This is a genomic window from Agromyces hippuratus (assembly GCF_013410355.1).
In the GTDB taxonomy this organism is placed as follows: domain Bacteria; phylum Actinomycetota; class Actinomycetes; order Actinomycetales; family Microbacteriaceae; genus Agromyces; species Agromyces hippuratus.
Window position 1 is genome coordinate 1,924,798 of the sequence record NZ_JACCFI010000001.1, and the last position, 22,210, is coordinate 1,947,007.

Annotated in this window: 17 protein-coding genes and 3 tRNA genes; 10 read left to right on the plus strand and 10 right to left on the minus strand. The window is 70.3% G+C overall.

Features of this window, described 5'->3' with window-relative positions:
* Positions 1-3: 3 nt before the first annotated feature.
* Entirely contained in the window at positions 4-555 is a 552-nt protein-coding gene (hpt, locus tag BJY17_RS09070) for a hypoxanthine phosphoribosyltransferase (RefSeq protein WP_179551060.1), read from the minus strand.
* A gap of 151 nt (positions 556-706) precedes the next feature.
* The gene (gene tilS, locus BJY17_RS09075; RefSeq protein ID WP_179551061.1) at positions 707-1,777 is read right to left on the minus strand and encodes a tRNA lysidine(34) synthetase TilS; all 1,071 of its coding nucleotides are present in this window, start codon (positions 1,775-1,777) and stop codon (positions 707-709) included.
* 95 nt (positions 1,778-1,872) lie between these two features.
* Between tilS and ppa the strand changes: the two genes are divergently transcribed.
* Positions 1,873-2,358, plus strand: a complete 486-nt coding sequence (gene ppa / locus BJY17_RS09080; protein WP_074259997.1) for an inorganic diphosphatase — start codon at positions 1,873-1,875, stop codon at positions 2,356-2,358.
* A gap of 96 nt (positions 2,359-2,454) precedes the next feature.
* Here the strand turns inward: ppa and BJY17_RS09085 are convergent, their stop codons facing one another.
* Together BJY17_RS09085 and BJY17_RS09090 are read right to left on the minus strand one after the other, a co-directional pair.
* On the minus strand, positions 2,455-3,744 hold the full coding sequence (locus BJY17_RS09085) for a C40 family peptidase (RefSeq protein ID WP_179551062.1): 1,290 nt from the start codon (positions 3,742-3,744) through the stop codon (positions 2,455-2,457).
* Positions 3,737-5,068, minus strand: coding sequence for a M23 family metallopeptidase (locus BJY17_RS09090; RefSeq protein WP_179551063.1), 1,332 nt, complete (start codon positions 5,066-5,068; stop codon positions 3,737-3,739). Before BJY17_RS09090 ends, BJY17_RS09085 begins: the two co-directional genes overlap by 8 nt.
* Positions 5,069-5,291: 223 nt before the next feature.
* Between BJY17_RS09090 and BJY17_RS09095 the strand changes: the two genes are divergently transcribed.
* The 6 genes from BJY17_RS09095 (at position 5,292) to BJY17_RS09120 (ending at position 9,254) form a co-directional block, all read left to right on the plus strand.
* Positions 5,292-5,364, plus strand: a tRNA-Glu gene (locus BJY17_RS09095).
* A gap of 52 nt (positions 5,365-5,416) precedes the next feature.
* Positions 5,417-5,490 (plus strand) — tRNA-Asp (locus tag BJY17_RS09100).
* A gap of 71 nt (positions 5,491-5,561) precedes the next feature.
* Positions 5,562-5,634: transfer RNA gene (locus BJY17_RS09105), tRNA-Phe, on the plus strand.
* A gap of 169 nt (positions 5,635-5,803) precedes the next feature.
* Complete coding sequence (locus tag BJY17_RS09110) at positions 5,804-6,406, plus strand: TetR/AcrR family transcriptional regulator (RefSeq protein WP_179551064.1); 603 nt, start codon at positions 5,804-5,806, stop codon at positions 6,404-6,406.
* A 60-nt stretch (positions 6,407-6,466) separates the two neighbouring features.
* On the plus strand, positions 6,467-7,939 hold the full coding sequence (locus tag BJY17_RS09115; protein ID WP_179551065.1) for an MFS transporter: 1,473 nt from the start codon (positions 6,467-6,469) through the stop codon (positions 7,937-7,939).
* Between the two features lie 136 nt (positions 7,940-8,075).
* Complete coding sequence (locus tag BJY17_RS09120; RefSeq protein WP_179552793.1) at positions 8,076-9,254, plus strand: M20 metallopeptidase family protein; 1,179 nt, start codon at positions 8,076-8,078, stop codon at positions 9,252-9,254.
* A gap of 53 nt (positions 9,255-9,307) precedes the next feature.
* On the opposite strand, the gene BJY17_RS09125 is transcribed toward BJY17_RS09120, so the two are convergent.
* Together BJY17_RS09125 and BJY17_RS09130 are read right to left on the minus strand one after the other, a co-directional pair.
* Positions 9,308-10,153 (minus strand): DMT family transporter, encoded by an 846-nt coding sequence (locus tag BJY17_RS09125; protein ID WP_322789792.1) that lies wholly within the window; start codon positions 10,151-10,153, stop codon positions 9,308-9,310.
* On the minus strand, positions 10,150-12,363 hold the full coding sequence (locus tag BJY17_RS09130) for an alpha-galactosidase (RefSeq protein ID WP_179551066.1): 2,214 nt from the start codon (positions 12,361-12,363) through the stop codon (positions 10,150-10,152). The genes BJY17_RS09125 and BJY17_RS09130 overlap by 4 nt, the downstream gene beginning before the upstream one ends.
* A 134-nt stretch (positions 12,364-12,497) precedes the next feature.
* On the opposite strand from BJY17_RS09130, the gene BJY17_RS09135 reads away from it, so the two are divergent.
* Entirely contained in the window at positions 12,498-13,463 is a 966-nt protein-coding gene (locus tag BJY17_RS09135; protein ID WP_376865564.1) for a LacI family DNA-binding transcriptional regulator, read from the plus strand.
* Between the two features lie 47 nt (positions 13,464-13,510).
* On the opposite strand, the gene BJY17_RS09140 is transcribed toward BJY17_RS09135, so the two are convergent.
* The 4 genes from BJY17_RS09140 to BJY17_RS09155 all read right to left on the minus strand — a co-directional run bounded on the left by BJY17_RS09140 (position 13,511) and on the right by BJY17_RS09155 (position 18,701).
* On the minus strand, positions 13,511-15,280 hold the full coding sequence (locus BJY17_RS09140) for a glycoside hydrolase family 35 protein (RefSeq protein ID WP_179551068.1): 1,770 nt from the start codon (positions 15,278-15,280) through the stop codon (positions 13,511-13,513).
* A 79-nt stretch (positions 15,281-15,359) separates the two neighbouring features.
* The gene (locus BJY17_RS09145; RefSeq protein WP_179551069.1) at positions 15,360-16,691 is read right to left on the minus strand and encodes an extracellular solute-binding protein; all 1,332 of its coding nucleotides are present in this window, start codon (positions 16,689-16,691) and stop codon (positions 15,360-15,362) included.
* 94 nt (positions 16,692-16,785) lie between these two features.
* Positions 16,786-17,733 (minus strand): carbohydrate ABC transporter permease, encoded by a 948-nt coding sequence (locus BJY17_RS09150; RefSeq protein ID WP_179551070.1) that lies wholly within the window; start codon positions 17,731-17,733, stop codon positions 16,786-16,788.
* Positions 17,730-18,701: a carbohydrate ABC transporter permease gene (locus BJY17_RS09155; RefSeq protein ID WP_179551071.1), complete on the minus strand. Its 972-nt coding sequence runs from the start codon at positions 18,699-18,701 to the stop codon at positions 17,730-17,732. The genes BJY17_RS09150 and BJY17_RS09155 overlap by 4 nt, the downstream gene beginning before the upstream one ends.
* A 287-nt stretch (positions 18,702-18,988) precedes the next feature.
* Between BJY17_RS09155 and BJY17_RS09160 the strand changes: the two genes are divergently transcribed.
* Complete coding sequence (locus BJY17_RS09160; protein ID WP_179551072.1) at positions 18,989-21,079, plus strand: DUF5054 domain-containing protein; 2,091 nt, start codon at positions 18,989-18,991, stop codon at positions 21,077-21,079.
* Positions 21,076-22,194: a metallophosphoesterase family protein gene (locus tag BJY17_RS09165; RefSeq protein ID WP_179551073.1), complete on the plus strand. Its 1,119-nt coding sequence runs from the start codon at positions 21,076-21,078 to the stop codon at positions 22,192-22,194. Before BJY17_RS09160 ends, BJY17_RS09165 begins: the two co-directional genes overlap by 4 nt.
* Positions 22,195-22,210: the final 16 nt, after the last annotated feature.

A 22,210-nucleotide genomic window follows, 5' to 3' on the forward strand; every position in this document is an offset into this window, starting at 1 on the left:
ACTTCAGGAGTAGACGTGCGGCGCCAGGATCGCGACATCCCGCAGGTTGCGGTAGTTCTCGGCGAAGTCGAGGCCGTAGCCGACGACGAACTGGTTGGGGATGTCGAAACCGAGGTACTTGACGTCGACCTCGACCTTCGCCGCGTCGGGCTTGCGGAGCAGCGCGCAGATCTCGACCGACTCCGCACCGCGCGACTCGAGGTTGCCGAGCAGCCAGCTGAGCGTCAGGCCCGAGTCGATGATGTCCTCGACGATGAGCACGTGCCGGCCGGTGAGGTCGGTGTCGAGGTCCTTCACGATGCGCACGACGCCCGACGACTGCGTGCCGGCGCCGTACGAGGAGACGGCCATCCAGTCCATGTTGATATGCCCGGCGAGCTCGCGCGCGAGGTCGGCCATGACCATGACCGCGCCCTTCAGCACGCCGACGAGCAGCAGGTCCTGACCCTCGTAGTCGGCCTCGATGCGGCGGGCGAGCTCGGCGAGCTTCGCGTGGATCTCGGCTTCGGTGACGAGCACCTCGGTCAGGTCGGCTTCGATCTCGTTCGCGTACATGGCTGCTCTCCTGGGTGGGGCGATCGGGGCACGTCGCCGTGGGTGCGCGGCGAACGGATGCAACGAGCCTACGCTGTCACTTCCTACGGGTTGAGCCTGTCGAAACCTGCAACCGGGCGGTTTCGACACGCTCAACCAGCAGTCCCGGCGTTCAGTGGTCGTGGGGAAGGATCTCGGTCGACCCGGTCGTGCTCAGCACGACGTGCCGGCCCGCCCGGGTCGCGAGCACGCCGCCGGGCAGGTCGATCGGCCCCTGCCCGTGCCAGTCGGTCACGAGGCGGGCGACCTCGAGCGTCTGCGCCCGTGAGAGCGAGACGCCGAACTCGCTGCCGACGACATGCCGGATGATGCGCTGGCGCAGCGCCGCCGGGTTCGCCGCGAGCGCGCCGACCGAGATCGCGATGCCCGCCTCCGCGGGCTCGCAGATCTCCTCGATGAACTCCTCGATCTGCTCGGAGAACGCCGCCTCGTCTTCGCGGAGGTGCTCGGCCGTGCGTGCGAGCGCCTCGGCGATGCCCGGCCCGAGCTCGGTCTCGAGCACGGGCAGCACGCGTTCGCGCACCCGCACCCTGGCGTAGGCGGGGTCGAGGTTGTGCGGGTCGTCCCACGGGGTGAGCCCGGCGTCGAGGCAGGCCTGGCGCGTGGTCGCCCGGCGGATGCCGAGCAGCGGGCGCGCGTTGCGACCGGCACGCGCGGGCATGCCCGAGAGGCTCGCGGCGCCCGAACCGCGGGCGAGACCGAGCAGCACGGTCTCGGCCTGGTCGTCGAGCGTGTGGCCGAGCAGCACGAGGGCGGCACCGGTCTCGAGGGCTGCGGCGTCGAGCGCGGCATAGCGGGCATCGCGAGCGGATGCCTCGGGCCCGCCGGCGCTCGCCGGGCCCGCCGAGGCGACCTCGACGCGGCGCACGAGCACGGGGTCGAGTCCGAGCTCGCGCGCGGTCGCCGCCGCGGCCTCGGCGATGTCGGCCGATCCGGCCTGCAGCCCGTGGTCGACGACGACGGCTCCCGCGCGGCATCCGGCCCGAGGCGCCTCGAACGCCGCGGCTGCCGCGAGCGCGAGCGAGTCGGCGCCGCCCGAGAGGGCGACGAGCACGAGCGGGCTGGCGGTCGACTCGGCGCCCGCCGGAAGCACGCCGCGCACGGCCCGGCGCACGTCGGCGATCGGCGGGGTCAGTCGCGGGCGGCGGGGAGCCGCGGCATCCGTCTGCTGGTCAGGAGGCATCAAGTAACCTTATTCCGCCGATCGCGCCCGATTCCGAACGGGTCGGCCCGCGGGCCAAGCTTCGAGAAGCGCCTTCCAACACAAGGAGAACCAGCATGGGCGAGTACGCCGCCATCATCGAGATCCCCAAGGGGAGCCGCAACAAGTACGAGGTCGACCACGAGACCGGCCGGGTCTTCCTCGACCGCGTGCTCTACACGACGTTCGTCTACCCGACCGACTACGGCTTCTTCGAGAACACCCTCGGCGACGACGGCGACCCGCTGGACGTGCTCGTGCTGCTCGACTTCCCGCTCTTCCCGGGCGTGGGCGTCAAGGTCCGCCCCGTCGGCGTCTTCCACATGACCGACGACGGCGGCGGCGACGCCAAGGTCATCGCGGTGCCGGCCGGCGACCCGCGCTGGAACCACATCCAGGACGTGGACGACATCCCCGAGTTCACGCGCAAGGAGATCGAGCACTTCTTCGAGCACTACAAGGACCTCGAGCCCGGCAAGTGGGTCAAGACCGAGGGCTGGGCGAACGCGGCCGAGGCCGAGTCGCTCATCCAGAAGGCGATCGAGGCGTTCCCCGGTCACTGAGCCGGGCATGAACCGAGCGGATGTCGCGAGCTCGCGACATCCGATCGCAGAAGGGGCGGGCCTGTCGGCCCGCCCCTTCTCTGCGTCTCCGTGCGTTCAGCCGGCCGGGCGCGCCGCAGCCGACGGGCTGCCCCAGACCGGCCACTCGCGCACGGGCTTGCCGTAGTCGGATGCCTCGAGGATGCGGCCTCCGCCGAGGTAGATGGCGACGTGGTAGTAGTCGCCGCCCGAGCCCCAGAAGAGCAGGTCGCCGCGCTGCACGTTGCCGAGCGAGACCGCCTTGCCGCGTGCCGCGAGCGTGTAGTACTGGTTCGTCGCCGAATGCGTGCCGATGCCGATGCCCGCTGCACCGTAGGCCGCACGCGTGAGCCCGGAGCAGTCCCAGGCATCGGGGCCGGCGCCGCCGAGCTCGTAGCGTTCGCCGAGCTGCTGGCTCGCGAACCAGATCGCGGTCTCGACGGCACTCGCGTTCGGCGGAGCCGGGTCGGGGTTCGGTGCGGGTGTTCCGCCGCCGTTGCCGCCGCCGTTGCCACCGCCGCCATCGTTCCCGCCGCTCCCGCCCGACGGCGGCGCCGGTTCGGTCGGCCGACTCGCCTCGAGCGCCGCCTCGGCGGCCTCGCGCGCCTGACCCTCGACCCGCTCGCGCTCGAGTTCGGCGGTGGTGTCCTTCAGTGTCGCGAGCTGCGCGTAGAGCTCGGCCGAGCGCTGCTCCTGCGCGGTCACTGCTGCCATCGCGGACTCGGCCGCGGCGTTCGCCTCGTTCGCCTTCGTCTCGGCCAGCGCCGCGAGACGGGTGCGTTCCTCGGCGGCCTCCGCTGCCTGGGCCCGCAGCGCGTCGGCAGTGTTGCGGTCGGCGATCGCCTGCTCGTAGACGGCCTGCGACTGCTCGCCGAGCTTCGACGCCATGCCGAGCTGCTTCAGCAGCCCATCGGTGTTCTCGCCCGAGAACACGAGCTCTGAAGTCAAGTCGTTTCCGGCGGTCTTCGCGAGGTGGGCGGCGAGCAGGCCGGCCCGCATCTTGGAGATCTCGGCGACGGCGTCTGCCTCGTCGGCCTGCTGCGCGAGCGCGCTCTCGCGTTCGGCCGCCCGATCGCGCTGGTCGACGGCGATGCGATACGACTCGGCCGCCATCTGCGACGCCTGGATCGCGGCATCCGCCACCTGCTGCAGACCTGCCAGCAGGTCGCCGACGCGGGCGATCTCGGCCTGCTTCGTGGCCTCGTTGGTCTTGGCCTGCTCGATCTCGCTCCACGACGGATAGTCGGGCTCGGCCATGGCGGGGCCGCCTCCGGCCACCACCGACGCGGTGACCGCGCCGACGGCGACGGCGGAGAAGACGGTCGCGGGCTTCACGCGCGACACCGGCCTGGTGCGGTTCTCAGCCAAAGTAGACCCCCCGATCGGCCATGAACGGCTCCGGATCGATGCGGCTGCCGCCGCGGTAGACCTCGAAGTGCAGGTGGCACCCCGTCGAGGCGCCCGTCGTGCCGCTCGAGGCGATGTTCTGCCCGGCATCGACCCACTCGCCCGAACCGACGAAGCGGCCGCCGTCGCGGATGTGGGCGTAGCCGGTCGAGATGCCGCCGCCGTGGTCGATCTGGATGAAGTTGCCGTAGGTGCCGGAGTAGCCCGAGAAGGTCACCACCCCGCTGTTCGCGGCGTAGATCGGCGCGTCGCAGCCGGTGCCGAGGTCGACGGCGTAGTGGAACGAGCCGGAGCACCCGTCACCGGCGCAGATGGGCGATCGGGGGCCGTAGTTGCCCGTGATGCCGCCCCACGCGGGCTTCGCCCATCCCGACGACGCCGGCGTTCCCGGCGTGCCGGCGCGCAGGGCCTCTTCGCGGCGCTTGCGCTCCTGCTCCTGCCGGATCCGCTCGCCCTCCTCGTAGGCGGCCGTGGTCTTCGCCTCGGCGTCCTTGAGGAATGCGAGCTGGGCGTCGAGCTCGACCTTCTTCGTCTGCGACTCGGCGAGGGCGGCCTCGGCGGCGGCCTGCGCCTCCTGCGCGGCGACGAGCGCCGCCTCGGCGGCGATGCGCAGCTTCTCGCGCTCGGCCTGCGCGACCTCGGCCTGATCGCTCAGCGCCTCCGCGGTGTTCTTCTTCTCCTGCGCACGGTCGTAGATGTTCGAGGTTCGCTCGACCATCTTCTCCATGCTGCCGAGCTTGGAGAGCAGTTCGTCGGTCGCCTTCGCGTCGCCCGCGTCGAGGAAGAGGTTGACCCCGACGTCGCCGCCGCCACCGGAACGGTAGAGCTGTGCCGCGACCTGGCCGGCGTTCGTCTCGGCCGACAGCGCCTCCGCGGCGGAGGCATCGGCCTGCGCCTGGATCTGCTCGGCCCGGAGCACGGCCTCGTCGTACTGCTGCTGTGCCACGAAGAGCTCGTCGGTGCGTCGCTCGGCCTCAGCGCGGGTGACCTGCACGTTCACCTCGAGCTCGGCGATGAGCGCGGTGATCTGCTCGACCGCGGCCGCGCCGGCCGCGGTGTCGGCCTTCGCCGCCTGCAGCTCGTCCCACGTGGGATAGCTCGCCGCGAACGCGGACTGCTGCGGTGCGACGACCGGACCGACGAGCGCCGCGGCGATGATCGCGACGACGGCGACGAGACGCTGCGTCGTGCGCCGGCGGCCGGAACTCCGCGCCGCCTGCGCTTCCGCGGGAACCGGGCTCGTTCGAACGCCGTCTGCGGGTGTTCGGTCTGTGGTGCGGTACATCATTCCCCGTCCACGCGGGCTCGGGTCCCCGCGCTCCTGACTCTCGGTTCGGGCATCGGCAGCCCCACGATATGCGTGAGATCGGCGCTTTCCGGGCATTTCGAGGGCATGTCCGCGGATGCCTCGGGGCCGGCCACGAGGCATTCGCGACCCTCGTTTTGCCATCTGCGCCGACTGCACGTATGCTTGGCTGTCGGCGGGCGTGACCCAGGTAACGCCCTCCGGCCCCATCGTTTAGTGGCCTAGGACACCGCCCTTTCACGGCGGCAGCACGGGTTCGAATCCCGTTGGGGTCACTGCACGACCAGCACGTATAATTGAATAACTCGGTGCCGAAAGGCATCACGAGGCCCTGTAGCGCAGTTGGTTAGCGTGCCGCCCTGTCACGGCGGAGGTCGCGGGTTCAAGTCCCGTCAGGGTCGCTCAGGCGACAAGCCCTTTCCCTTACGAGAGAAGGGGCTTTCTCCTTATTCGGGGCGGTTTTCCACCTCGAGGCTCTGTAGCTCAGTTGGTAGAGCGCACGACTGAAAATCGTGAGGTCACGGGATCGACGCCCGTCGGAGCCACAGTCTGAGAACGAGAAGGCCCCCGGTTCGCCGGGGGCCTTCGTCGTTTCCGCGGTGATCGGCGCACCGCCGCCCTGGCCCTGGCCCTCGATCGACCGACGCGCCCCATGCGAGAGATCGAAACCGGTTCGTGACATTAACGAAACGGAACGTGCCGTAATGTAACTGCATGGCCAGCACCGGAGACGCACTCGGACGTCCGACCGACGTCGAACTGACCCAGCGCATCCTCGACGCGACCATCGAGCTGCTCGCGGAGCACGGCTACCCCGGCCTCCGCATCGAGCACGTGGCGAAGCTCGCCGGCTGCGGCAAGAACGCCGTGTACCGCCGATTCGCCGACAAGGCCGAGCTCGCCGCCGAGGCGCTGCGCAGCCACGGCGAGCTGGGCGAGATGCCCGACCACGGCAACGTGGCAGACGACCTGCTCGAGCACGTGCTGCAGAACCAAGCCAACCAAGTGCGCGCCGCGAGCGGCGAGACCCCGGTCGGCAACAACGGCTGGCGCGTCGCGTTCGAGCCCGAGGTGTTCCCCATCATCTGGGAACGCTTCTTCTCGCACCGGCGCGACCAGGGCATCGAGCTCATCCTCCGCGGCGCCGCCCGCGGCGAGCTGCCCGCCGATGTCGACGCCGACCTCATCCTCGACACGTTGGCCGGACTCACCCTGTTCCGGCAATCGATCAAGGGCGTTCCGATCACGCCCGAGCAGTACCGCGCCATGATCGCGGCCGTCCTCGCCTCGCCTCCCCGAGGCGGCGACTCCACCTGAGCTCCGGATGCCGCGGCAGCACGCCGCGACATCCGTTCCCCCAATCACAGAAGGCCGATGATGACCGACTCCCCCAACCCCGCCGTCCCTGCGGGGCGCACCTCGGTGCGCGCCATCGTCGGGTTCCTCGTCTTCTGCGAACTCGCGAGCGGCTTCGTACAGGGCTACTACGCCCCGCTGCTCGCCGCGATCGCCGACCACCTCTCGGTCACCGATGCCGACATCACGTGGTTCCTCACCGTGCAGACGCTCGCGGCGGCCGTGTTCGTGCCCCTGCTCTCCAAGCTCGGCGATATCTTCGGCCACCGTCGCATGCTGCGCATCGCCGTGGTCGCCGTGCTGATCGGCACGCTCGTCACCGCATTGGTGCCGAACTTCACGGTCGTGCTCATCGCGCGTGTGCTCATCGGCCCGCTCGCCGTGTGGCTCCCGCTCGAGATCGCGCTCGTGCACAACCGCATCAGCGGCGACAGCGCACGCAAGGCGATCGGCATGCTCGTCTCCTTCCTCACCGTCGGCGCGATCCTCGGCACCGTCGCCTCGGGTGTGGTGAGCAGCGTGTCGCCCTCGCTGACCGTCACGCTCCTCGTGCCCTGCGCATTCGTGCTGGTCAGCGTGTACGCCGTGTTCTTCAAGGTGCCGGAGTCGACGACCCGGGCCAACCCGCACATCGACGTGCTCGGCTTCGTCGGCCTCGCGGTCGCGATGGTCGCACTCCTCGGCGGACTGCGACTCGCCTCCACCGAGGGCTTCGCCTCACCCGTCACGATCGGCGCGCTCGGCCTCGCCTTCGCCGTCTTCGTCGCCTGGGTGATCTGGGAGCGCCGCACGCCCGCCCCCGCGGTCGATGTGCGACTCGTGGCATCCCGCGCACTCGGCCCGATCTACCTCACCGCGTTCCTCTTCGGCATGGTGATGTTCGGCATGCAGGCGCCGATGACGACATTCCTCGCAGCAGACCCTGCCGTCACCGGCTACGGCTTCGCGGCCACGCCCGGCCTGATCTCCGCGGTCATCGCCGTCATCACCCTGCTGGCGACCGTCGGGGCCGCGACGTTCGCGTACCTCGCCAAGCGCATCGGCATCCGGGCCGTGCTCCTCATCGGCGCCGTGCTCGCCGGCGCCGGCAACTTCATCCTCGCCGCGTTCCACAGCACGCTCACCGAGGTCTGGATCGCCTCCGCCGTCATGGGCATCGGCCTGGGCCTGCTCCTCGGCGCGCTGCCCGCGCTGCTCGCCGAACTCGCGCCGAGCGACCAGACCGGCATCGCGGCCGGCGTCTACAATTCGCTGCGCACGCTCGGCGGGGCGGCGGCCGGCGCCGTCTTCGGCCTCGTGCTCGCCCTCTGGGTGGCGCCGGGCGGCGAGTTCGCCGAGATCGGCGGCTACGTCACCGTCTGGGTGCTGTGCGGCCTCGCCTTCGTCGGTGCGCTCGTCGCACTCGCGTTCCTGCGGGTGCCCGATGGGCGCGGCACCCCCGCACACGCGCCCGCCGCCGACGAGCCCGCCGCCGAGGCATCCGCCGCCGTCTGACCCACCCGATGCCGTACGCGGCACATGACCGGATGCCGCATGCCGGCACACGAACGAAGGAGACCCCGTGACCCTCACCGACGAGACCACTGCGTTCGACGCAGCCGACGCCCCCGAAGGCAGCGCCGCCGCGTTCATCGCCCACGGCGCCGAGATCCTCCCCGATCTCGTTGCCCTGCGTCGCCGCCTGCACGCCGAGCCCGAGCTCGGACTCGATCTCCCCGCGACGCAGCAGAAGGTGCTCGAGGCCCTCGAGGGGCTGGGCCTCGAGATCACCCTCGGCGAGCGCCTCACGTCGATCACCGCCGTGCTCCGCGGCGGCCGACCGGGCCCGACCGTGCTGCTGCGCGGCGACATGGACGCGCTGCCCGTCGCCGAGAAGGCCGAACTCGACTACGCCGCGACGAACGGCAACATGCACGCGTGCGGACACGACCTGCACACGGCGGGCCTCGTCGGTGCGGCGAAGCTCCTCGCCGCCCGCCGCGAGGAGCTCGCCGGCAACGTGCTCTTCATGTTCCAGCCCGGCGAGGAGGGCTTCGGCGGCGCGAAGATCATGCTCGAGGAAGGGCTGCTCGAGGCCTCCGGCGAGAAGCCGATCGCGGCGTTCGCGATCCATGTCGCACCCGGCCCGCGCGGCGTGTTCGTCTCTCGGCCTGGAACCATCGCTGCCGGATCGAATCAGTTGCGCATCACGGTGCACGGCCGCGGCGGCCACGGCTCGCAGCCCCACCAGACGATCGACCCCGTGCCCGTCGCCGCTGAACTGGTGCTCGCCCTGCAGACCTTCGTGACCCGCCGCTTCGACGCATTCGACCCGGTCATCCTCTCGGTCACGAAGCTCGACGCCGGCGACGCCGTCAACGTGATCCCCGAGACGGCCTCGCTCGCCGCGACCGTGCGCACGCTCTCGGCGGCGTCGCTCGAACGCCTCCAGCGGGAACTTCCGACCCTCGTGAACGGCATCGCCGGCGCACACGGCTGCACCGCCGAACTCGAGTTCGTGGTGCAGTACCCGGTGACGGTCAACGATGCGGCGAGCACCGAAGGCGCACTCGCCGAGCTCCGGGCGCAGTTCGGCGAGCAGCGCGTCGTGGAGATGCCCACGCCCATGATGGGTTCCGAGGACTTCTCGTTCGTGCTCGACGAGGTGCCGGGCACGTTCGTGGCCCTGACGACGTCACCGGTCGGCACCGACCTGTCGACGGTCGAATGGAACCACTCGCCGCGCGTCGTGTTCGACGACGGGGTGCTCGGCGATCAGGCCGCCGCCCTCGCGCAGCTCGCCTGGGCGACGCTCGAGTCGGCGGGCTGACGGCGCCTCAGCCGACGCCCGAGCGATGATCCGCTCGGCGGGCCGACTCCAGGTCACCCGCCGAGCCGGATCGCGACGATCCCCGAGACCGCGACGACCGTCGCCGTGACTCGCCACTTGCTGAACGGCTCGCGGAAGACGAAGTAGCCGATCACCCCGGCCGCGAGCACACCGGTCTCACGCAGCGCGGAGACCACCGCGAGCGGCGCGAGCGACTGCGCCCAGACGACGATCGTGTAGGCGGCGAGCGAGAGGATGCCGCCGAGCGCGCCCATCGGCGCGTGCTCGCGCAAGCCGACCAGCATCTCGCGGCGGTCGCGCGCGAGCAGGAAGCAGACCAGCGGGATCGTGATGCCCTGGATGAGGAACAGCCACGACGCGTAGCCGAACGGCTCCCCCGACATGCGCACCCCGATGCCGTCGATCACCGAGTACGCGGTGATCGTGATGCCCACCGCGACGGCCATGAGCGTGCCCGCCGGTCCGCTGCGGCCCTTGGGCGACCACGACAGCGCGAACAGCGCGATCGCCACGACGGCGACCCCGGCGATCTGGGCGGGCGCCATGCGCTCGCCCAGGAACATCGTCGAGACCAGCGTGATGCCGAGCACGGCGATGCCGCGGGTCAGCGGGTACGTGCGGCCGAACTCCGACTTCGCGTACGCCGCCGTGAGCAGCACCAGGTAGAGCGTCTGCACGGCCGCCGAGATCAGCAGGTACGGCCAGACCTCTCGCGGCGGGAGCGGAAGGAGGATGCATCCGACCGCCCCCACCACCAGGTAGACGAGCCCGATCAGCGCCGACGAGACGAGCCGCGCGGGGATCGCCTTGGCGATCGCGTTCCAGCTGCCGTGCAGCAGGGCCGCGCCGAGCACGGCGAGCAGGACGCCGGTGCTCACGCGGTGCGGCTGCCCGTGGTGCCCCCGTCGACCTCGTCGACGCGCTCGGCGCGCAGCAGCACCGCCTGTTCGGGTCGGAGCGCCGGCATCACGACGCCGGCGGAGCCGAGCACGGCACCGCTCATCTCGATCGGCCCGAGCTCCCACCACGGGGCGGTGTCGGCCCCGTGCGGGAGCCCGCCGACGAGCGCGGGCTCGACCCGGTACCGCGCCGTCGGGAGCAGGCCGGGCAGGCGGATGCGTCCGGGACTCGCCACCGGCGCGCGCCACATCGACACGAACGCGAACAGTCCGGCGGATCCGTCGGCCGCGACGACGCCGTTGAGCGAGAGCGAGGCGTCGGGGTGGTCGAGGCGCACGAGCTCGCCGCCGTGCAGCAGTTCGCGGTTCGCCTTGTGCAGTTCGATCCATCCCCCGAGCTCGGCGAGCTCGGCCTCGCTCGCGTGTCGCAGGTCCCACTCCACGCCGAGGTGGCCGAAGAGGGCCGTGACGGCGCGGAACGAGAGCGCGTGCAGGCGGTTCGTCGTGTGCGAGGCGCCCGAGGCGATGTGGTTGCCCATGAGCTCGGGCGGCACCAGCTGGGTCGTCCACCGGTTGATCTGCTGACGGTCGATCGGGTCGTTGTTGTCGGAGACCCAGACGCGGTCGGTGCGATCGAGTGCCGCCAGGTCGACGCGCCCGCCGCCCGACGAGCAGGACTCGATCTCGAGATCGGGGTAGCGCGACTTCAGCTCGTCGACGAGCCGGTAGTACGCGAGCGTCTGCTCGTGCACCCCGGGGCGGCCGAGCGGCTGCGTGCCCGCGTCGACCAGGTCGCGGTTGTGGTCCCACTTGATGTACGCGATGTCGTACTCGTCGAGGATCGCGCACATCGCGTCGCGCACGTGGTCGTACGCCTCGGGGATGCCGAGGTTCAGCACCTGCTGGTGGCGCGACTCCACGGGCAGCCGGTCGCCCGTCGCCATGATCCACTCGGGGTGCTCCCGAGCGAGGTCGGAGTCGATGTTCACCATCTCGGGCTCGAACCACAGTCCGAACTCCATGCCGAGGCCGCGCACCCGGTCGACGAGCGGGTGCAGCCCGTTCGGCCACACCTCGCTCGAGACGGTCCAGTCGCCGAGGCCAGCACGATCGTTGCGGCGACCGCCGAACCATCCGTCGTCGAGCACGAAGCGTTCGATGCCGACCTCGGCCGCCTTGTCTGCGAGGCCGAGGAGCGTCTCGAGATCGTGATCGAAGTACACCGCCTCCCAGACGTTGAGCGTCACGGGCCGGATCGATCGCGGGTGCTGCGGGCGGGCACGGAGGTGCCGGTGCATCCGCCTGGCCGAGTCGTCGAGGCCGACGCCGTAGATGCCGTACACCCAGGGGCTCTCATAGCCCTCGCCCTGCGCGAGCCGTACCTCGCCGGGCAGCAGGAGCTCACCGCCGCCGAGCAGCTGCTCGCCGCTCAGCACCCGCTCGACCTGGTGCACGTGGTTGCCCGACCATGCCGTGTGGATGCCCCAGACCTCGCCGTTCGCGAACCCGAAGCCCGGCGTGCCGACCGAGAGGATCGTCGCCGCATCGAGTCCGGTGCGGCCGCGACGGCCTTCGCGCCGGTGCGAGCCGATGGCCATCGCACGACGCTGCGGTGCCCGCTCGCCCGACCAGCGCCCGGCGAAGTCGAGCACCTCGCTCGCGATGGCGGGCGTCGGCAGGCAGAGCATGAGGTCGTCGAGCTGGTAGGTCTCGGCGGCGAGGTTCTGCAGTGCGGCGCGGGTGCGGACGATGCCGGCTCCGCTGAGCTCGACCGTCAGGGTGAGCGAGAGCTCGGCCGCCTCGTCGACCGCGGTGACGACGACCGTTCCCGCGCCGTGGTTCACGACGGTTCCGGATGCCTCGGAGAGCTCGGCGCCGTCGAGCGTCGCCGCCGTCACGCTCCAGCGCGGCGACCACGCCGCACCGGCACGCGAGCCGCTCAGGCCCGGGCGTCCCATCCACCCGCGCGCGTGCTCGGGGAGGATCGCGATGCGCACCGGCACGTCCACCTCGCTCGCGCCGACCGGCATCACACCGGCTTCTGCGAGGTCGATGTACGCACGTGCGTCGAGCTCGCCGCAGTCGGCGCCCCAGTGCACGATCGCGGGCAGCCCGCCGTCTCGGAGGTCGAGCACGAGCGCGACGCCATCGGCTCGCATCACCACGCCGAAGTGGGGGGTGCCAGTCATTTCGATATTCCTTTCACAGGGTCCGACAGAGTAGTGTTTACGTCACCATGACGTCTGTTTCGAACGGTTTGTCCGGCCCCGCATCGCAGCCGAGAGCGCGCGCGTCGATCAACGACGTCGCTGTTCACGCCGGAGTGTCGGCACAGACCGTCTCGCGGGTCGCGAACGGCCAGAGCAATGTGCGCCCGTCCACGCGCGAGCGGGTGCAGGCCTCGATGCAGGCCCTCGGGTACCGCCCCAACAGTGCCGCGCGCAACCTGAAGTCGGGCCGGTTCCGCAGCATCGGCTTCGTCACCTTCAACCTCGCCACCCTCGGCAACGAGCGCACGCTGAACGCCGTCGCCGAGGCATCCGAGGCCGCCGGCTACACGACCACGCTGCTGCCGGTCATGGACCCGACGCAGCTCGACGTCGCGGGCGCTTTCGGCCGCCTCGAGGAGCAGGCCGTCGACGGCATCATCCTCGTGATGTCCTCGGAGGTCGGCTCGCTCGACGAACTGGGCATCACCGCCGGCCTCCCGCTCGTGATCGTCGACTCCGACGCGAACCTGCCCTACACGATCGTCGACACCGACCAGGAGCAGGGCGCGAAGATCGCCCTGCAGCACCTGCTCGAACTGGGGCACCGCGACATCGTGCACATCTCGGGCCCGGCGGACTCGTTCTCGTCGCGCCGCCGCGCCGACGCCTACCGGCAGACGATGGCCTACGCCGGCCTTCCGGGCCGCCCCGTGCTCGTCGGCGACTGGAGTGCGGCCTCGGGTCTCGCCCTGGCACGCGAACTGTTCGCCGCCGAGGACCGACCGACGGCGATCTTCGCCAGCAACGACCAGATGGCCCTCGGCGTGATGCACGCGATCCACGAACGCGGCTGGAGCGTGCCCGGCGACATCAGCGTGGTCGGCTTCGACGACAGCGAAGAGGCATCCGTCTACTGGCCCGCGCTCACCACCGTGCACCAGAACTTCGACCAGGTCGGCCGTCACGCCACGACCCTGCTGCTCTCGCTCATCGACGGCGAGCCCAACACGAAGCAGAAGATCCTGATCACGACGCGTCTCGTCGTGCGCGACAGCACCGGCCCCGCGCCGACGGCCTGACGTCGGCCGCGCGAGCCGTCGACACGGCCGACGCCGGGTGAGCACGGTCACGCTTCGGTCGGGCCGAGTTCGGGGCGTGCGACGAAGCGAACTGCCGCCGCTGCCGCGCCGACGGTCTCGAACACGACCAGCTCGTTCTCGCCGGCGCGCACGACGGGCGCGGGCACGTACATCGTGCGCTGCGGGCCCCGGCTCCAGTAGCGGCCGAGGTTCACGCCGTTGACCCACACGACGCCCTTGACCCACCCCGGCAGCGCGAGCTGCAGGTCGGCGGGCTCGGCGAGCGTGAACGTGCCGCTCGCGAAGACCGGGCCCGACAGCGGCGCGGCGCCGCCTGCCGCCGGCTCGGCGATCGACTCGGCCGCGAGCACCGCGCGAACGGGTTCGAGGTCGTCGAGGGCGATCGATCCCGCCGACCATTCGGTGAGCGGCACGCCGTCGAGGGTCGCCGGCGCGATGAGCCCCTTGGCCTCGCCGAGCCGGGGGCCGTAGTTCACGCCGCCGAGGTTCTCGACGAGCACGGTGAGCTCGCCCCTCGCGTCGGCGGGCAACGGCAGCACCCGCTCGTGGAGTTCTCGGTCGAGTACGCCGACGAGTGCACCGTCGAGGAAGACCTGTGCCCGGTCGCGCACCTCGCCGAAGGCGAGCAGTCCGCCGTGGTCGATGCGCGTCGAGTAGCACGCGAAGCCGCGCGTCGAATCGAACTCCGCTGCGACGGGCAGGTGGTCGAAGGGCTGCGAGGCGATGATCGGCATGGACCACAGCGAAGCGCTGCGGTCGAGGCGCACGTCGAGCTCCGGGGCATCCGCTCGCTCAGCCGGCACCTCGTCGGAAACGGGCGCGTACTTCGCGATCACCTCGCGGAATCGCCAGTACTTCTCGGTCGGCGTGCCGTCTTCGGCGAGCGGTGCGTCGTAGTCGTACGACGTCGCGATCGGGCGGTAGGTGCCCTTGTCGTTCGCGCCGGCGGTGAAGGCGAAGTTCGTGCCGCCGTGGAACATGTAGACGTTGACGGATGCCCCGGCCGCGAGCAGCTCGTCGAGCTCGCGCGCCGAGTCCCCCGCCGAGGTCGTGTGGTGGATCTCGCCCCAGCTGTCGAACCACCCGCACCAGAACTCGGAGCACATGAGCGGCCCGGTCGGCTGGTGGCGGCGCAGGGTGGCGAGCCGCTCCCCCACGCGCGAGCCGAAGGAGCCGGTGCGGTGCAGCTCGTCGAGACTGCCGCGCTCGAGCATCTGCTCGAGCGGCTGGTCGACGGTGGTCAGCGGCACGTCGATGCCGTGTGCGCGCGTCAGCTCGGTGAGGCGGCGCAGGTAGTCCTTGTCGGCGCCGTACGCGCCGTACTCGTTCTCGATCTGCACGAGGATCACGGGTCCGCCGTGCTGGATCTGACGCGGCTGCACGATGGCGTAGACCGCATCGAGGTACTCGCCGACGGCGTCGAGGTACGCGGCGTCGTGCGAGCGCAGCACGATCGCCTCGTCGGCGACGAGCCAGGAGGGCAGACCGCCGTCGTGCCATTCGGCGCAGATGTAGGGGCCGGGGCGCACGATCGCGTGCATGCCCTCGGCGTGCACGAGGTCGAGGAAGCGTGCCAGGTCGAGCTGCCCGGAGGTGCGGAACTCGCCGCGCGTCGGGGCGTGCTCGTTCCACGGCACGTACGTCTCGATGGTGTTGAGCCCCATGAGCCGGGCCTTGCGGATGCGATCGCTCCATTGGTCGGGGTGCACCCGGAAGTAGTGCAACGCGCCGGCGAGCACGCGGTGGGGCGCGCCGTCGAGGAGGAAGTCGGTGTCACCGATGGAGAAGGTGGGCATGTCGCTGATCCTGTATCGAGAAACGGACCGCGGGGCAGCCGCCGTGACGGCGACTGCCCCGCGGAGTGATGCGTTGGTGCTACTTGTTGACCGAGAAGCCCTGCTCGTTGCCGTACTCGACGAGCGTGTCCTGCCAGGCGAGGAGCGCCTCGTTCAGGTCGCCGCCCGAGCCGAGCGCCTTGCCGACGGAGTCGGAGAACACGTTGTTGGCGTAGCCCTGGTAGGGCAGGTACTGCCATCCGGTGATGACCGACTCGGCCGAAGCCGCGCCGACCTGGTTGGCGGGCTGGTCGCTGTACCCGGGGAACGGAGCGTCGAGCCACTCGGGGTTCTCGAGGTCGGCGATGGTCGACGGGAAGCCGTTCGCGTTCAGCAGTGCACGGCCGTCACCCTCGGCGAGGTACTTGAGGATGCCTGCAGCGGCAGCCTTGTTCTCGCTCTGAGAGGTGACGGAGAGGCCGCTGCCGCCGTTCTCGGCCGAGGCCGGCTGACCGTCCCAGGTCGGCATCGGAGCGACCTGGAAGCGCCCGGCGGGGCCGTAGTCCTCCATGCCGCCGCTGATCATCCAGGAGCCCATGAGCAGGGTGGCCAGCTTGTCCTGCGTGAGCGCCTTGGTCCACTCGTCCGACCAGGTCGCGAGGCCCGAGAGCTCGCCGGCGTTGAGACGGTCGCTCCAGAAGTCCGCGAACTTCTTGGTGCCCTCGTCCTGCAGGTCGATGGTGACGTTCTCACCCTCGGTCTTGAACGGCTGGCCGCCCGACGCCCAGATCATGCTGGTGAAGAAGCCCGCGTCGCCGCTGTTCGCGATGTAGGCCTCGGGGTCTGCGGCGTGGATCGCCGCGGAAGCCGTTGCGAACTCGTCCCACGTCGTGGGGGCCTCGGTGATGCCGGCCTTCTCGTACAGGGCCTTGTTGTAGATCATGACCATGGGGCCGGAGTCGCCGGGCAGGCCGACGAGCTGGTCCTGCACGTTGACCGAGTTCCACGTCGACGCCGTGAAGGCGTCCTCGTACTCGGCGAGACCGTAGGGCTCCAGGTCGGCGAGTGCGCCGCCCAGGGTGAGCTGCGGCATCGTCTGGTACTCGACGGGCACGATGTCGGGCGCACCCTTGCCGGCCTTGATCGCGTTCTGGAGCTTGGTGACGACGGCGTCGGGGTTCTCGAGCTTGACGACGTCGAACGTGACGTTCGGGTACACCTCGGAGATGGCGTCGGCCTGCTCCTGCGTGGTGTCGCTCCAGGTCCACCAGGTGAGGGTGACGTCTTCCTTGAGCGCCGCGTCGGTGTCGGTCGAGCCGCTGTCGGCGCCCGGAGCTGCGCCACTGCAGCCTGCGAGCACTCCGACGAGCAGTGCACCGGTGCCGACGACGGCCCCGAGACGCGCCCATCGGCGGGTGGTGATCTGTTCCATTGCTGTGATTCCCTTTCGCTTGGTGTGTGGTGAGGGTGGTGCGCCGGACGGACCGGAGGTACCGGGTCGGGCCGGTGGTACCGGTCGAGCCGGACTACTTGACGCTGCCGGCGGTCAGACCCGACTGCCAGTAGCGCTGGAGGTAGAGGAACGCCGCCGAGATCGGGATGACGGTGAGCAGCGACCCCGTGATGACGAGGTTGGGTACTGCCTGGCCGCCGATCGCGCTCGACTGCGCCGCCCACTGGGCGAGACCGACGGGCAGCGGGTACCACTGCGCGTCGCTCAGCATGATGAGTGGGAGGAAGTAGTTGTTCCAGGTCGCGACGACCGTGAACATCAGCACCGTGATGAGTGCCGGCGCGAGCTGGCGCAGCGCGATCACGAAGAAGATGCGGATCTCGCCGGCGCCGTCGAGGCGGGCGGCCTCGAGCAGTTCGTCGGGGATCGCCTCACGGGCGTACACCCACACGAGGTAGAGCCCGAAGGCGCTGACCATGGAGGGGATGATGACCGACCAGGGAGTGTTCGTGAGACCGAGGCCGCTGAAGAGCAGGAACTGCGGCACCGCGAGCGCCGAGGCCGGGATGGCCATGGCGCCGAGGATGATCGCGAACACCCACTTGCGGCCGGGGAAGTTGTACTTCGCCAGACCGTACCCGGCGAGCGTCGCGAGCAGCGTGGCGCCGCCGGCGCCGATGACGACGTAGAGGAGGGTGTTGCCGAGCCACCGAAGGAAGATGCCGTCCTTGTAGGTGAACGTCTCGACGATGTTCTGGAAGAGGGCGAACTCGCCGCTGAACCAGAACGCGAAGGAGTTGTAGAGCGAGTCCATCGTCTTCGTCGAGTTGACGACGAGCCACCAGAGCGGCACGAGGCAGTAGAGCAGCATCAGCGTCATCAGGATGCCGAGCGTCACGGAGGCGCGCTTGTGTCGGGGAGTGACCGCCTTCGCCGGCTTCGACTCCCTGCGCTCGACCTTGCCGCTCGCGAGCCGGCTCGGTGCGCGGTTCGACCCGGCCGCCGTGTCGACGGCGCTCATGCCTTCGCCTCGTTCTTCTCGCCCGCGAGCTGCACGAGGTAGGCGACGACCATGGTGATGACTCCCGAGACGATCGCGATCGCGGCGGCGTAGTTGAACTGCGAGCCGGCGAACGACAGGTTGAAGGCGTAGAGGTTCGGTGTGAAGTACGTGGTGATCGAGTTCGGCGCGATGGTCTGCAGGATCGACGGCTCGTTGAAGAGCTGGAAGCTGCCGATCACCGAGAAGATCGTGGCGATGATCATCGCGCCCCGGATCGACGGGAGCTTGATCGAGAAGATCGTGCGGAAGGTGCCCGCGCCGTCGATCTCGGCCGCCTCGTAGAGCTCTTGCGGCACCGCCTTCAACGCGGAGAAGAAGATCAGCATGTTGTAGCCGACGAACTCCCACGTGACGATGTTGCCGATCGACAGCAGGATGAAGTTCTCGGCGAGCGGGGAGGGCAGCTCCACGCCGAAGAATCGGTTGATGTCGGCCACGAGGCCGAACTGCGAGCCGTACATGTAGCCCCAGATCATGACCGCGACGACGCCGGGCACGGCGTAGGGCAGGAAGATCGAGAGCCGGTAGAACGGCACCCAGCGCAGCCGCGCGCTGTCGAGCGCCAGCGCGGCGAACAGCGCGAGCCCGAGCATGATCGGCACCTGCACGAGCAGGAAGATCGAGACCCGGAGCATGGCCTCCCAGAACTTCGGGTCGACCAGCGCCTTGGCGTAGTTCTCGAGACCGACGAAGGAGTTGCCGCCCATGAGCGTCTCGCGGAAGAACGAGAGGTACATCGCGTAGAGCAGGGGCGCGACGAAGACGAGCCCGAAGACGAGCATGAACGGCCCGACGAACCACCAGCCCGACCAGTTGCGGCGCACTCGCTTGCGGCGGCCGCCGGACGACGAGGTCACGGCGACGCTCGCGTACGTCTCGGTCGAGACTCCGGCGGGCTGCTGGGGGTGAACATGCGCCACGGTCATCTGCGGCCTTCTCTCGCGCCTCGGGTTGGCGACGTCTTCGTCATTCGCGTCCGCACTCCTTCGTGAATGTTTGCGTTCCCATCGCAGTATAGGCGAGAATGATGTTTGCGCAAACAGGAGCGAAGGATCCGAAGATCACAATGAGATCACGCGGGCCGACATCCCCGGATTTCCGGGGATCGCCGGTGTTCTTCGCAGCTGAATCTGCACTTGAATGAGAACGGTCGACAGCCCCTCCGGGCTGCGCCCGCCCCGACACCCCCCGACACCGCCGTTTGGATGCACGCATGATCACCACCGTCCACGTCGTCTTCAAGACGCACCTCGATCTCGGCTTCACCGACACCGCCGCGAACGTCACCGACCGGTACGTGCACGAGTACCTGCCTCGCGCGATCGCGCTGGCCGAGGAGCTCGAACGCCGCGGCGGCACCGCCCGCTTCATCTGGACGACCGGATCGTGGTTGATCCACGAGGCGCTCCGGCTCGGCGACGACGACGAGCGCGCGTCGCTCGAGCGGGCGATCCGCGCGGGTCATGTGACCTGGCACGGCCTGCCGATGACGACGCACACCGAGAGCATGGACGCCGGCCTCGTCGAGCACGGCATCGCGATCGGCCGCAAGCTCGACGCCCGATTCGGCCACCGCACGCAGGCGGCGAAGATGACGGATGTCCCGGGCCACACGATCGGCCTCGTGCCCTTCCTCGCCCGGGGCGGCCTCGACTTCCTGCACCTCGGGGTCAACGGGGCATCCGCGGTGCCCGACGTGCCGGAGTTCTTCGTCTGGCGCGCACCCGACGGCAGCGAGGTCGTCGTCAACTACGCCCGGAGCTACGGCGCGACCGAGCTCGGCGTCGCCGTGGTGCCGGGCGGCACGTCCGCCCTCCACCTCGCGCACACCGGTGACAACTTCGGCCCGCCCCCCGTGGAGGAGGTCGAGGCGCTCTTCGCCGAGCTGCAGGCGGCCCACCCCGGCGCGAAGGTGATCGCCTCGACGCTCGACGCCTTCAGCCGCGAGGCCGTCGCATCCCGGGCGAGCCTGCCGGTGCTCGAGCAGGAGATCGGCGACTCGTGGATCCACGGGGTCGGCAGCGACCCGGTGCTGACCGCACGATTCCGAGCGCTGCTCCGGCTGCGCACCCAATGGGTCGCTGCCGGCGCGCTCGTGCCCGGCACCGAGGAGTGCGATGCGTTCAGCGACGGCCTCCTGCTCGTGCCCGAGCACACGTGGGGCGAAGACCTGAAGACCTACCTGCCCGACTACGTGAACTACGAGAAGGCCGACTTCCAGCGCGCCCGTGCGGCGGACGTCGTCGACCCGGCTGCGAATCCGGCCGAGTTCGACGTCTACGCCTGGGCGTACACCGAGCACCCGAGCGCGCAGGGCCTGCGCTACTCGGCGTTCGAGCGCTCGTGGGCCGAGCAGCGAGCCCACCTCGATCGCGCCCTCGCCGCGCTCTCGCCCGAACGCCGGGCCGAGGCCGAGTCGGCGATCGCCGCGGCCGCCCCCGACGACGAGGGGCCGTCGCCGTCCGAGTCCGTCCCGGTCGACCTCGACGCCGAGCTGCAGGCGGGTGCCTACCGCGTTCGATTCGGCGACGACGGCGCCCTCGTCTCGCTCGTCGACGTCGACGGAACGGACTGGGCGGGGCCGGAGCATCCGCTCGCCGCCTACCGCTACGAGACCTTCGACGAGCGTGACGAGGCCCGTTGGATGCAGGAGTACTGCCGCGACATGGACGAGAACGCCATGTGGGCGGTACCCGATCAGTCGAAGCCCGGCCTGGCCATCGCCGAGACGCTGCCGGCCATGACGTTCGCACCCGGCGTCGTGTCGGCACGGCGCTTCGCCGACGGCACCGACACGGTCGTGGTGCTGCAGCTCGCGCTGGCCGAAGCGGCAAGCAAGGACTGGGGCGGGGCGCGGGACATCCGGCTCGCCTACCGTTTCCCCGCAGCACCGGGACCGATCGAGATCACGCTCGACCTCCGAGACAAGGACGCCTCCCGCCTGCCCGAGGCGAGCTGGTTCGGCTTCCGCCCGCGCGTCGAGCCCGGAGACTGGCGACTCACGAAGATCGACACCCCGGTCGACCCGCAGTCCGTCGTACGCAACGGCAACCGCAGCCTGCACGCGGTCGCCGAGGTGACGCACACGGCGGCGCAGACCTTCTCACTGCGCCCCGTCGACGCCGCGCTCGTCGCGGTCGGCCGCCCCGCGCTCTACCGGTTCGACAACACGGTGCCCGACCCGAACGACGGCATGCACGTGAACCTGCACAACAACATGTGGGGCACGAACTTCACGATGTGGTTCGACGACGATCTGCGGTTCCGCTTCGTGCTCGACCTCGGCACGGGAATCGCGCGGTGACCGCGTCGATCGTGACCAGTCCCCCGGTCGTGATGGCGCCGCGCTCCGACGGCTTCGAGGTCGTCTGGGGCGTGAGCCGGCTGAGCCGCGGCTGGATCGAGTGGGAGGCCGCCGACGGCACGACCGGCACCGTGACGGGTGACGCCTTCGGCATGGTGCCCCAGGGCGACCGGGTGCTGCGCGTGCGCGCCAGCGGGTGGGCCGCGGGCACGCAGGTGCGCGTGCGCTCGGTCACCGAAGCGGTCGAGGAGCCCACCGGTCGGCACGAGAGCGAATGGAAGACGGTGCGCACGCTCGACGCGGCGTCCGACACCGCTCGCTTCGCGGTGTGGAACGACACCCACCAGCGCGACGACACCCTGCAGGCGCTGCACGCGGCCACACCCGAGGTCGACGTGCTCGTCTGGAACGGCGACCTCTGCAACGACTGGACGGACCCGGCGGAGTTCCCCACGACGGTGCTGAACCCCGCCGGCCTCGACGTGAGCGCGGGCCGACCCCTCGCGATCGTCGTGGGCAACCACGACGTGCGCGGCACCTGGGCGTACCAGCTCGAGGACTTCGTGGCCACACCGGAAGGGCGGCCGTTCACGGCCTTCCGCATCGGGCCGGTCGCGTGCATCGTGCTGCACACCGGCGAGGACAAGCCCGACGACCACCCGACCTTCGAAGGCCGCGTGGCGTTCGATCCGCTGCGCGCCGAGCAGGCCGAGTGGCTCCGCGAGGTCACGGCGCGGCCGGAGTTCGCGGATGCCCCGTACCGCGTGGTCTTCTGCCACATCCCGCTGCGCTGGACCGACGAGACCGTCGTCGACTACGACGCCGACGGCTACGACTGGTTCAGCCTGAGGAGCCGCGACGCGTGGCACGACACCCTCGTCGACTGGGGCGCTCAGATCGTGGTGTCGGGTCACACGCACTACCAGACCTGGCTGCCGGCGACCGAGGGGTTCCCGTACGCCCAGCTCATCAGCGGCGGCCCCGATGCCGAGACGACCTCGGACGAGGCGGCCGCGTGGATCGACGGCGAGGCGAGCGCCGACGAGCTCGTACTCATCATGCGCGACCTCGGCGGCACGGTGCTGCACGAGGTGCGGCTGGCGCCGCTCGCCTGACGGCGGAACGAGAAGG